General features: G+C 36.9%; 9 protein-coding genes and 1 tRNA gene. 1 reads left to right on the forward strand and 9 read right to left on the reverse strand.

Going from position 1 to position 11,843, the window contains the following annotated elements; all coding sequences use genetic code 11:
* Nucleotides 1-3: 3 nt before the first annotated feature.
* The 5 genes from OOL07_RS06955 to OOL07_RS06975 form a co-directional block, all read right to left on the reverse strand.
* Complete coding sequence (locus OOL07_RS06955) at nucleotides 4-822, reverse strand: XrtA system polysaccharide deacetylase (RefSeq protein ID WP_264696360.1); 819 nt, start codon at nucleotides 820-822, stop codon at nucleotides 4-6.
* 81 nt (nucleotides 823-903) lie between these two features.
* A complete protein-coding gene (locus OOL07_RS06960; protein ID WP_264695824.1) occupies nucleotides 904-2,949 on the reverse strand; it encodes a porin family protein in 2,046 nt (681 codons plus the stop codon).
* Between the two features lie 32 nt (nucleotides 2,950-2,981).
* Nucleotides 2,982-3,869 carry a polysaccharide biosynthesis tyrosine autokinase gene (locus OOL07_RS06965; protein ID WP_264695825.1) on the reverse strand — a complete coding sequence of 296 codons (888 nt, stop codon included), beginning with the start codon at nucleotides 3,867-3,869 and terminating at the stop codon, nucleotides 2,982-2,984.
* Between the two features lie 81 nt (nucleotides 3,870-3,950).
* The gene (locus tag OOL07_RS06970) at nucleotides 3,951-5,492 is read right to left on the reverse strand and encodes an XrtA system polysaccharide chain length determinant (RefSeq protein ID WP_264695826.1); all 1,542 of its coding nucleotides are present in this window, start codon (nucleotides 5,490-5,492) and stop codon (nucleotides 3,951-3,953) included.
* 14 nt (nucleotides 5,493-5,506) lie between these two features.
* Complete coding sequence (locus OOL07_RS06975) at nucleotides 5,507-6,088, reverse strand: XrtA/PEP-CTERM system exopolysaccharide export protein (protein ID WP_264695827.1); 582 nt, start codon at nucleotides 6,086-6,088, stop codon at nucleotides 5,507-5,509.
* 314 nt (nucleotides 6,089-6,402) lie between these two features.
* Here OOL07_RS06975 and prsT point away from each other — a divergent pair, with 314 nt between their 5' ends.
* Nucleotides 6,403-9,192: an XrtA/PEP-CTERM system TPR-repeat protein PrsT gene (prsT, locus tag OOL07_RS06980; protein WP_264695828.1), complete on the forward strand. Its 2,790-nt coding sequence runs from the start codon at nucleotides 6,403-6,405 to the stop codon at nucleotides 9,190-9,192.
* Nucleotides 9,193-9,252: 60 nt separating this feature from the next.
* Here prsT and OOL07_RS06985 read toward each other — a convergent pair whose 3' ends face one another.
* The 4 genes from OOL07_RS06985 to OOL07_RS06995 form a co-directional block, all read right to left on the reverse strand.
* Nucleotides 9,253-10,650, reverse strand: a complete 1,398-nt coding sequence (locus tag OOL07_RS06985; protein ID WP_264695829.1) for a TIGR03013 family XrtA/PEP-CTERM system glycosyltransferase — start codon at nucleotides 10,648-10,650, stop codon at nucleotides 9,253-9,255.
* A gap of 50 nt (nucleotides 10,651-10,700) precedes the next feature.
* Nucleotides 10,701-11,111: a glutathione S-transferase C-terminal domain-containing protein gene (locus tag OOL07_RS09230; RefSeq protein WP_319804028.1), complete on the reverse strand. Its 411-nt coding sequence runs from the start codon at nucleotides 11,109-11,111 to the stop codon at nucleotides 10,701-10,703.
* 12 nt (nucleotides 11,112-11,123) lie between these two features.
* Nucleotides 11,124-11,654, reverse strand: a complete 531-nt coding sequence (locus OOL07_RS09235; RefSeq protein WP_319804029.1) for a glutathione S-transferase family protein — start codon at nucleotides 11,652-11,654, stop codon at nucleotides 11,124-11,126.
* A gap of 101 nt (nucleotides 11,655-11,755) precedes the next feature.
* Nucleotides 11,756-11,832: transfer RNA gene (locus tag OOL07_RS06995), tRNA-Arg, on the reverse strand.
* Nucleotides 11,833-11,843: the final 11 nt, after the last annotated feature.

Below are 11,843 nucleotides of genomic sequence, written 5' to 3' on the forward strand. Positions count from 1 at the left end.
TATTTACATTTTTAAGGCAAAAACCCGATCAATACGATCCCAATGAAAGTCGGAAATAAGCTGTACTAATCGTTTTTCCATCCTCTCAAGATTAAGATAATGGCGGATACGGGTTTTTAATTTAAGGTTCTTTTGCCGAGGTTGTTCTGGATCAATTTCCCAAGGATGAAAATAAAAAATACAAGGTTGGTTGTCTTTTTGGTTTACTCTGCGTAGCGCCCAACGGGATAAGTGATAAGGAAAAAGCCTGAAGTACCCGCCTCCACCGCAGGGAAAATTTTGTTTAAATAAGCTAATTGTACTAATTGGGATTTCAAGTAGTAGTGCATTAGGTGTTTGAAATGCAAACCTAGGTGCCTCTGGCATTCCATAAAGATCATGGTGCACTGGATAAATACTAGAACTATAACGATAGCCAGTATCTGCTAATATCTCATGCGCCCACAAATTATTCCTACCAATAGAATAGCTTGCTGCTCGATAGCCTACAACTGGGATTCCAGATAAATCTTCTAGTAATTTTTTAGTGTGAGATACATCCTTTTTAAAACTATCAGGATCTTGATTAATAACCCGTGTGTGGTTATAACCATGGGATGCAAGCTCATGGCCTGATTCCACAATACGACGTACTAAATTAGGATAACGCTCTGCTACCCAACCTAGCATAAAAAAAGTGGCACAGATCCTATGATCGGAAAAGATTTGCAAGATTCGATCCGTATTTTGTTCAACTCGTGTAGTTAAAGTATCCCAAGAATCTCTAGAAATTACTCTTTCAAATGCAGAGACTTGAAAATAATCTTCTACATCTACACTCATTGCATTGGTAAGATTGTTTTTTTTTATCAAAAAAAGGATTCCTCTAAGTTTGTTAAACCCTAAACTAAAACTATAGGGTACTTAAAATCTTGCCATAATCATTGCCATAATCATATTTAATTGATAATCTCCCCCAGTACTACCTAAATTACCAAAGCCTCCAAGCCCTCCTAATCCACCTAGTCCACCGAATGATCCGAGAGCGTTCATATCCGGCATCTCACCCTGTCCATGAATATATCGTAGCATCACATTAACTTTAGGATCTAACCTATGATAGAAACTAAAAGAAGCATTCCACATTTTACCTGTGCCAGAAGCACTTGGGGAAGATGCAGAGCTTGGTACCGAAAATTGAGTATTCATCATCATACCACCAAGAAAAATGCCTGTACGCTGATCAAACTGCCAAGTCCAATAGGCTGATCCACCTTGTAATTTTTCTTTATCTCCTCTAGTTTGAAAGTCCCTATCCATTTCAAACGCATTGAACATCAATCTAGTTTTAGTAGTTAACTTATGGGACCAATAGGCATTCATCATAGTACTCAAAAAAGCTTCATTAGTTATTCCGGGTAGTGTAATAATTGGTCCATCATTTAATCCTTCTTGAGAAAATAAGAGTTGATCGAAAGTAAGGAACTGTTGGCTATACATTACACCAACACTATCCTTTTTTGTATTATAGCGAGCATTAAAAAAGCCCGTAGGTCCAAAAAAACGCTCTCCATAAGCACCCTGAATAAAAGTTCTTCGATTTGGTTGATAAGATAGTCCTGTATACCACATCATCCCAGTAGGCCTACTTAAAGGGTTGCCATTGGCTGTTCCTCGCTGAAAATTATTCTCTTCATAGCCTACTATTCCAAATGCAGATAATTTTTGAAATATACGAGCTCTTCCCATAATCATTTCAGAACCAAAGCTAGTGTCTGACATATTTCTACTATTTAAGTAATAGTGGCTTGTAAATGCTGACCAGCCAAAACGATCTCCAAATGCAGGACCACTTTGTATAGAACCCATCACCATATCTGAACTAGTACCTGCTAGATCACCAGGGGCAATCACTAATTGTTGGCGTCCATATATTGCATTTCCGGATAAGGTATCTCCCCAATTCCAACAATAAGATGGAAAGGCTTGCGCAGTGATAATGGTAGAGATGCTATTAGCATCTGCTGCATTTCCAAAACCACCGAGCCCACCTAAGCCTAAACCACCCATTCCCATGCCGCCCATGCCCATACCGCCCATGCCCATACCGCCCATACCGCCCATACCGCCCATACCGCCCATACCGCCCATACCGCCCATACCGCCCATACCGCCCATACCGCCCATACTGCCCATGCCACCCATGCCACCCATGCCACCACTATTATTTCTATTTCCTGCACAGGATCCACCGCCCATGCCGCCCATGCCGCCCATGCCACCCATGCTGCCCATGCTGCCCATGCCACCCATGCCACCCATGCCACCCATGCCACCCATGCCACCCATGCCACCCATGCCGCCCATGCCGCCCATGCCACCCATGCCTAGACCTCCAAACCCGCCCATACCTAGACCTCCAAACCCGCCTAATCCACCAAAATTACCAAAGCTTCCAAAAGGAGATAGCACAGGATTATCTAAAATTTGAAATCCCATAAGACCTACATTTATAAATAAATGATTTTTAATTGCCTCTGCACTTGTTATACTGTACAAATCATGAAAAAGTCTATTTGAAACATTTTCATTGGCAAATATCATATCTTGTAAAAAATACCTAGTGCTTGTTTTAACACGCCCTCCTATTTTCTGAAAAGAAAATCCCGGCATGATCTGGGTGATATAGGTACCTTGAGTTTCTCCTGATGTGCTAAGACCAGCATTATCTAGATATCCCTCACTTAGCATAAGCATGGGGTAGAGTTTCCATGACTTACCAGGACCTTCCTTAGCTTTTTCAGCAGTAGGTTTTTTTCCTAGGGCAGGTCTGTCGTCAATGGGTTCTTTAGTAGTAGGATTTTCAGCAGTAGGTTTTTTAATATTAGTGGGGAGATCTCCAAAAGAAAGGCTACTTACTAATAAAAGGAGTAACCCAACAGAAAGAGCAGGATAGTTTAATAACTGCACTATTATTTTTATAATTTTAACGGGAGTTATAGTTAGTTAGAATTATTTTCTCCATACCCGTAGCCATAACTATAAGATGATCCCATAGATTGCTGACTTTTATTCATTACTGCCCAAACAACTTGTTCTGTTTGATCTAACATAGCAACTGCTTCTTTTGCTGCAGTTTGTAATGTATTACCCGCACTTATTACAAATATTATTTGACTCATGAAGTGAGCTAAAACACTAGATTGGGTAGTCATTAATAAAGGTGGTGTATCAAAAATAATTACCCAGTGTGGATGTTTTTTAGCAATATTAGTTATAAAACCCAACATCTGCTGACTGGCAAGTAATTCTGTTGCAAAGGGATGATTTTCCCCAGAACCAATAACATAGAGACTCGGAATATTAGTATTAAGGATTACATCTGATTCGTATGCTGTGCCTTGTAATATTTCCATTAGCCCGTGCTTTTTTTGAATCCCGAATATTTTACTTGTCTCTGGTTTGATCGTATCTGCATCTATTAGTAAAACTTCATGGTTATATTCCATTGCAATACTAATCGCAAGATTAACTGCAGTAAATGTTTTGCCCTCTCCTTGTAAAGCGCTAGTTACCATTAATAAATTATTTGGGCTATCATCAAATTGTTCGTTTTTAAAAATAGTTTTTAGAATAGGTCGTTTAATTAAACGGTACTCTTCTGCAATTCTACTTTTAGGATTTTTTGGTGTAATGAAACCTCTTTGTTCAAGAATATCTAAATTTAAATCGATTCTCTCTCCTATAAAGGCTTCAGTCGGATTATCCGAATGATGTAGATTATGTTTTTTAACATGCGTTGGTTGATGATTTAAAGGGGATGGTGGTTCCAAAGCAAAACTAGGCACAGATGTTTTTTTCTGTGCCATCGCCTTTTCAATACTACTCATATAAAAACTGTCCTAGTTTTATTTATATATGACTCTCTATATTAATACACTGACATTAATAAAAATTTAACCTTGATAGCTTTAGATATGAAATTTACTAAAAATATTTATATTAAGGATATAGTTGACCATTATTAGGCTATATCCAGCACTTAATATAGTTAGCGTGAAGGAAAAAAGTATTAAATTAATCCTCTGTTTTTTTATTATTTGAGGTGTAAGAATCATTGAGACGGATCCTAATACTGGAATTTCTACTGTACTTTCAAATCGTTGTCGGGTATAAAAAACAGGTTTTAACATAAACAGAAAAAAAGAAAAGGCAATGCCAGCACCTATAGAGAGAACAAATGCAGCCGTAGCTAATAAAGGTCGATTTGGAGCAATAGGTACCGTAGGTTTAGTTGGTGGATCTATAATACGGAATTTTATACTCTCTGGAGATTCATCTACGTCTCTACCCATTTTTGCTGATTGACGACGCTCTAATAATTCTTCATAGTTTTTTTTATAAACTCCGTAGTCTCGTGTAAGATTTGCTAATTCTGCCTCTACTTTAGGTAAGGTATCTACTAAGCCTTTTAAACGATTTATGTTCGATTCTAAAGAATTAATGTGTGCCTTTTGAGCTGCTATTTCAGCATCAGCCTCTGCCAAACTAATTTGCATTTGTTGTTGGTAGTAACTTATTTTTTTGGATTCTCCTGAGGTTTCTTTTGAACTTGTAGTTTTCTTTAAGGGTTTATCGATTAAAGCATCAAGTTTTTTTTGTAGCTCTACAATACTGGGGTGTTTATCCGTATATTTAAGCAGTAATTCATCTAATTCATCTTGTAATTCTTGAATATGCTCACTATTTGCATTTGGACTAATAAAAATGCTCTCCTCACCATCTTCTGTCTTACCGCTTAGCTCGCGTTTAATCGCATCTCGCCGATCTGTTGCTATTTTCAATTCAGTATGAGCCTGTTCTAGATCAGCCATTTTTCCTTGGAGCCGAGAATAATAACCTTCCTTTTCATTGGGCATTAATCCCACATGTTCCCTTTTAAAGTTCATTAATTTTTCTTCAGAATCATTTAATAGCTCTAAATAAGATTTGATTTGCTTGTCTAGAAACTCCCCCGCCTGATAAGATTTGCTTTGGGATGTACCTAGGGTATTTTCTACAAAAATATCTAAAATTGTTTGCACTACTTTTTGTGCTAAAAAAGCACTACCTGCTTGATATGAAATCTCAAATAAATTATCCTGAGTCCCTTTTAACTTAATTTCTTTTTGCAGTTTTTCTACTAAATCTTCCTCTTCTTTGCCAGTAGTAAAAGATAAATTCATATCAGTCTCAGCGATTACTTTCTCTAAATTAGGACGGCTTAGTAGTGTTTTTGTGATAATAGAAAGGCGCTGATTTATATTAGGGCGAACTGCTAATCCTTGAAGTAGGGGACCTAATAGGGATTCTGTATCTACATAAACTCTTGCTTTAGATTCATACTCATCAGGCATGTTAATTACAAAAAGCCAGCCAGAAATAGCAACTGCCCATACTATTACCATACCGTACCAGCGATAACGCTTAATTCCACTCCAATATTCGTAAACTAATAGCCAAATCTCATGCATAAATTTTCTCTTGCTTAAAAGAAGGACTCAGGAATAATCAAGATATCCCCAGGGAGCATTTGAATATTTGCAGTAATATCTCCGCTTTTAACTAAATCATTGAGTCGTACTCTATATTCCTTTACCGTACCATTTACGGTACGTATTAATGTGGATCTATTTCCAGCCGCAAATTCTGTAAGACCACCTACTTGAATCATGACATCCAGTAGACTCATATTTTCTATGTAACTCAGTGCTTGAGGTTCAGCCGCTTCCCCTGCTACTCTAATTTGTTCACTAAATCGACCTACAAAACCAGATACCATCACTGTAACGATTGGTGTTTTTACAAAAGTAGATAATCTACTCTCTATATCATGGGCAAGCTCAGCAGGGGTTTTTCCACTAGCTTGAAGATCTTCAATTAGAGGAGAATTAATCCTCCCATCAGGACGCACAGCGATGCTACTTGAAATATCTTCATTTCCCCATACAAAAATCTCTAATTGATCCCCAGGACCAATAATATAGTAGGGAGCTTTTTCTGTTTGGGTAGCGATAGCAGGAGCCAGCGGCTTACTTGCACAACCAAAAAGAAAAATACTTACAATCATAGGCTGTACAAAAAGTAAAAACCAAAATTTATGGTTTTTAAAAAATATTTTTAGCATCTTAGTATTTACTATAAAAAAACCAACATTTTACATAAGAAATTTTTTTAAGAATTTAATCTTTAAACAAGAAATTAATATTTACCATTAGTTTATATTAGTAATAATTAGCATTCTAATATTATATTTAAAAATATTGAGATATATGTATTTATTTTTAATAAGAATTTAGGGTATTCTCTAAGATAGAAAGGCTTTTATAAGCTATAAAAAAATTTTTTAATTAAATTAACTTTGTATATAAACTAAGTATAGTTATGGTCATATTTCGTATTAACAGGAAATTAAATACTGTTGTATTACTAGTATCGCTTTTCTTAATAGGCTGTAATAAAGATCTTACTCCTGAAGAATATATTGCCCGTGCAAAGGAGTATCAAGAAAAACAAGACATAAGCTCGGAAATTATAGAGCTAAAAAATGCACTACAAAAATCTCCAGATAATACTGAAGCACGCTTCTTGCTTGGAAAGGCTTATATACAAACAAGTAATGGAGCAGCTAGTGAGAAAGAGCTAGAAAAAGCAATTAAATTTGGATTGCCTCCACAAGATGGAATTATTCCTCTGACTCGTGCTCTATTTTTGCAAGGTAAGTTCCAGAAAGCGATAGATAATATTGCCAAATATCCAGATTTACCTAAAAACATTGAAGAGGAGTTATTACCTCTACAAGGAGAGGCTTACTTAGGATTAAATAACTTAGAAGAAGCAAAGAGATATTATAACGCTGCACTTAAAATTAATCCTAACAATCGAGATGCCAATCTTGGAAAAGCTAAAATAGAAGCTGCTCAAAATGAATCTGATAAAGCACGCAATAGAATCAACAAAATACTAGAAAATTCCCCTGAATTTGCTCCTGCATGGAATTTATTGGGAAACCTAGAAAGGTATCAAGGAAATGCAGAAGCTGCTGAGCAAGCTTATGGAAAAGCAATTGAATTCAGGAAACACAATGAAGATGATCGTTTAAATAGAGCACTTGTACGTATTTTTCTTAAAAACTATGAAGGTGCAGCACAAGATCTTGATATTTTAAAAAAGAAAAACCCTAATCATCCTACTGTTAACTATGGTTATGGATTATTAAATTTTGAGCAAAAAAAATATCCTAATGCTGAGGAAGATTTTCAGAAAGTACTTAATGTTCAAGAATATACTCCTGCTCTTTTTTATTTAGGATTAACCCAATATAGGCTAGGTAAGCTAGAACAGGCAGAGACAAGCCTAGCTCAGTTTGTAGCTCAATCACCAGACAATAGCACTGGTGCAAAGCTATTAGGAGAGATACGGCTTAGTAAAGGTGATTACAATGGCGCCAAATCAATACTAAGTAAAGTACTTACCAAAACACCTAATGATTCACAGGCACTTGCTTTAATGGGAGATGTTGCTTTGAAACAAGGTAACCCAGAAGAAAGTGCAGAGTACTTCCGTAAGGTAACTGTTGAAAACCCAGAATCAGCTCTTGCTTATTCAAAATTAGGATTAAGCTTAGATCTATTAGGAAGACATGATGAAGGTACAGCAGCACTAGAGAAAGCAAGGGATTTAAATAACCAAACGCCCCAAGCAGATCTATTAGTAATTCTAAGCTATTTACGTGCTCATGAGTTTGATAAAGCTATAGAAAATGCGCAGTTAATGCGTCAAAAATATCCAGATAACCCTACTCCATTCACCCTAATGGGAGGGGCGTATCTTGGAAAAGGAGATAGTGATAAAGCGAAAACTGCTTTTGAGGAAGCACTAAAAATTGCCCCTGGAGATCCTAATGCATCACATCAATTAGCAAGTCTTGCAATTCTAAACAATAATCTTGAAGAAGCAACTACTCTTTATAAGCAAGTGCTTAAAACATATCCTAATGATTTGCAAACCATGCTCAGGCTAGCAGATTTAGAGCAGAAAAAAGGACAGGTTAAAAAAACTAAGGAACTTATTGAACAAGCCATAGAAACTAACCCTAAAGCACTAGCACCTCGAATGATTTTGGCTGATTATTATATTAAGGCAAAACAGCCAAAACAAGCCTTAGAAACCCTTGCTGATATACAGGCAGATAATCCTGAAAATCCTGCACTCATCGCACTGACTGGAAAAGCACAGCTTGCGGCAGGACAAACAGGTACCGCATTGGATTTATTTAAAAAATTAGTTCGGTTACAGCCTGAATCAGCAGCAGCACACTATGAGCTTGCTAAAGCGTATAACCAAATGGGGCAAGCTACTGAAGTAAAAAAATCCCTTAAGAATACGCTAGATTTAGATCCTCACTACCTAGCCGCTCAGCTACAAATGGCCTATATTGAGATGAGTGAAGGGAAAATGGATAAAGCGAATGAATATCTACAAAGTGCGGAAAGGGACCATCCTGATAATCGAGAAGTTATTAATTTAAGAGCGGGTTTTGCTCTCAAAGAAAACCAGCCTGAAAAAGCGATAGAAACTTATCAACAAGCACAGAATCGCTTTCCTGATAGTAACTATTGGCCAATACAGCTCTCTCAGCTTTATTGGAGAACTAATCAACAGCAAAAAAGTTTAACCACGCTAGAAGCATGGTTAAAAAATCATCCTGATGATTTCAGTGCAAGACTTATGTTAGCCAACAATTACCTCATCTCTGGTAAAAATGATCAGGCTAGAACATCGTTTACTAAACTCCATGATCAAGCACCAGAAGATATCATTGTATTGAATAATTTGGCTTGGTTAATGCGGGATGAAAACCCAAAGAGGGCACTTGGCTATGCACAACAAGCCTTAACTTTAGATCCAGATAATCCTGAAGTAATGGATACTCTGGGTACTTTATTACTAAAACAGGATCAACCTAAAAAAGCCTTAAAATTATTAGAAGAAGCAGCTAAGAAACTACCTAAGAATCAAACAATTCAGTTTCATAGGGTTCAAGCACTTATACAGAGCAAGCGTACCGATACTGTAGGTGCTAAAAAACTGCTGCAGGATTTGCTCTCTTCCGATGATCCATTTTTAGAACGTGATGAAGCAGAGTCTATGCTAAAGAAATTAGGGGGCTAATTACCTAATTTAGGGACCCTTCAATCCTTAAAGGATTGAAGGGGGGGTTCGCTAATAAAACTAGCGAACCCCTCTTCCTGTAACTACTACTTCAGCTGTTTGAAGTAAAATCATAAGATCGAAGAAAAACCCATAGTTCTTTACATAATAAAGATCATATTCAAGTTTTTTAAGCGCATCATCTTCTGTACTTCCGTAGGGGTAACTAATCTGAGCCCATCCTGCTAATCCTGGTTTAATTCGATGCCGTTCATTGTAATAAGGAATTTTTTTAGCAAGAGTCTCAACAAATTCTGGCCGCTCTGGACGAGGACCTACAAAACTCATTTTTCCTTGAATAATATTAAAGATTTGAGGTAACTCATCAATTCGAGTACGCCGTAACCACCAGCCAATAGGGGTTATTCTCGAGTCGTTACTTGCAGCCCAGCGTGCCTTTCCATCCGCCTCTGCATTTTGATACATGGTACGGAATTTCCAAATTCGAAAAACTTTACTCCCCTCTCCTACACGATTTTGATAGTAAAAAATAGGGCAACCGCTTTCTAAAAAAATAGCAATAGCTGCAAAAATCAAAAGAGGAGCACAAAGTATAAGCAGAATAATACTGATGGCAATATCGGATGTACGCTTACCTATTTTACGTAAAAAATAGCCTTTAAATCCTGTAGCGAGCAACAGCCAACGAGGATCCATAATATCAATCTTGATTTTACTGGTAGTGCGTTCAAAAAAATCAAGTATATCTGTAACCTCAATACCTAGTAGACGACAGCTCAGTAACGCATCAAAAGGTAGATTATCTCTACACTCATTAGTTGCAATAATAATTTCATCTACATTTTCCTGTATCGCATATTTCTGCAGAGAAGAAATATTAATTTCAACCAGATTTTGATTTGAAATCAAAATAGGTTCATCAGGAATCGGAATATAACCGATAATATGAATGCCAAGCTGATTAAAATTATCATGCATGTTCTCTAGGGTTTTAGCCCGGTTACTTGCCCCTAAAATGAGTAATCTTCGCTGTAAAGCCTTTAAATTAAGAAGATAAGAAAAAGTAAATCGAGTTGATAATAGAGCAAAAAAGGTAGTGATAATATCAGCAGTAAAAATACGCTTACCTAGATAAAGATCTGGAATAAAATAAAGAACAATTCCCAGTCCTAATGCAGCTAAAAATATAGCTGCAGCAATATGGTAAAAAATATCAATTCTTTCTTGGGATTGGCGGCGGCGATATAACCCTGCAATCACAAGTGAGGCGGTAACAATCAATACGTAGATAGTTGCATTTATCCATGTTGCCTCTATACTCTCTTTAGGAAGGTCGGACCAGCCTAAAAAAATAGTATAAATGGCAAGCCAGATACTAGGTAGTAAGATAACGACTTCAAAAAATGCAAGTAATAAAAAACTTGCTCTTACATAATGATTAAGGAATCGAATACTCATAATTAATTATTTAGTACTTAAATTTAAAGATGGTTATTATTATTTTTAGCTTAAAGATCTAGGGTAGGACCAATAGAGATAATACCGTAGGGATTTATAGTTGGATGGCTTCGAAAATAATGATTACGAATATGATTCCAATGGACAGTTTCTGTAACCCCAGGCATATGATAGATGCGATGAAGTAAGCGACTAAGATTTGGATAATCTACAATCCGCTTTTGATCACACTTAAAGTGGGTAACATAGACAGGATCGAATCGTAGTAGACTTGTCCATAGTCTTAAATCTGCTTCAGTAAGTTGGTTACCCACTAGAAAATCACTTTTTTCTAATTTAGATTCTAGTGCTTCTAAGGTATCAAACAGAACAGTAACCGCCTCATCATAAGCCTCTTGACTAGTGGCAAATCCTGCTTTATATACGCCGTTATTTACGTTATCATAAACAAGGTTATTCATGGCATCAATATCCTATTGTAAATAATATGGACAATAGTCTCCTGCTTTAGCACCAATACAATCAAAAGCACTGTTTAGCATCCGGATAATTTCACTCGATTCATTATTTACAATGGTTTCTTGCTGTTTATCCCATAATACAGGGACTACTGATCGACCTGTGTAATCTGAATTTGCTTTTAAGTAGAGCTGATAGAGTTTTTCTAATCCGTAAAGCGAATCTCCTGTAGCCCCTTCAAAGTCAGTACGAAACTCCCAACCATTTTCTAGCATCAATGGATGAACTACAGAAATACTAATATGGTTCTCAAGCCCTTTCCATGCACGCATAATTAGGGTGCGATGGGCCCAAGGACAAGCATAGGATACATATAAATGATAGCGATTAGATTCTGCTTTAAATCCCCCTTCTCCAGATAATCCCGCCGATCCATCAGGGGTAATCCAACTTCGAAATTGACTCACTTCTCTCTTAAACCTCCCGCCACTACTTTTAGTATCATACCATTGATTATGCCACTGCCCATTTACAAGAAGCCCCATAGTTTATACCTCTATATGTTTATAACGTGGATTTTAAATAACTATTATAGGGAATAAATACAGGTGAAAAAGAAGAGGAACGACGGGGATATTTATTTAAGTGGCGCGCCCGAGGGGATTTGAACCTCTGACCTTTGGCTCCGGAGGCCAACGCTCTATCCAGCTGAGCTACGGGCGCTTTGACGTTAA

Origin of the sequence: Candidatus Nitrosacidococcus sp. I8 (assembly GCF_945836005.1) — a bacterium.
Classification (GTDB): domain Bacteria; phylum Pseudomonadota; class Gammaproteobacteria; order Nitrosococcales; family Nitrosococcaceae; genus Nitrosacidococcus.

Excerpts from the sequence above, each read along its gene's own strand:
- OOL07_RS06955 (WP_264696360.1), bottom strand. The coding sequence starts at position 822 with ATGAGTGTAGATGTAGAAGATTATTTTCAAGTCTCTGCATTTGAAAGA.
- OOL07_RS06965 (WP_264695825.1), bottom strand. The coding sequence starts at position 3,869 with ATGAGTAGTATTGAAAAGGCGATGGCACAGAAAAAAACATCTGTGCCT.
- OOL07_RS06970 (WP_264695826.1), bottom strand. The coding sequence starts at position 5,492 with ATGCATGAGATTTGGCTATTAGTTTACGAATATTGGAGTGGAATTAAG.
- OOL07_RS06975 (WP_264695827.1), bottom strand. The coding sequence starts at position 6,088 with ATGATTGTAAGTATTTTTCTTTTTGGTTGTGCAAGTAAGCCGCTGGCT.
- prsT (WP_264695828.1), top strand. The coding sequence starts at position 6,403 with ATGGTCATATTTCGTATTAACAGGAAATTAAATACTGTTGTATTACTA.
- OOL07_RS06985 (WP_264695829.1), bottom strand. The coding sequence starts at position 10,650 with ATGAGTATTCGATTCCTTAATCATTATGTAAGAGCAAGTTTTTTATTA.
- OOL07_RS09230 (WP_319804028.1), bottom strand. The coding sequence starts at position 11,111 with ATGAATAACCTTGTTTATGATAACGTAAATAACGGCGTATATAAAGCA.
- OOL07_RS09235 (WP_319804029.1), bottom strand. The coding sequence starts at position 11,654 with ATGGGGCTTCTTGTAAATGGGCAGTGGCATAATCAATGGTATGATACT.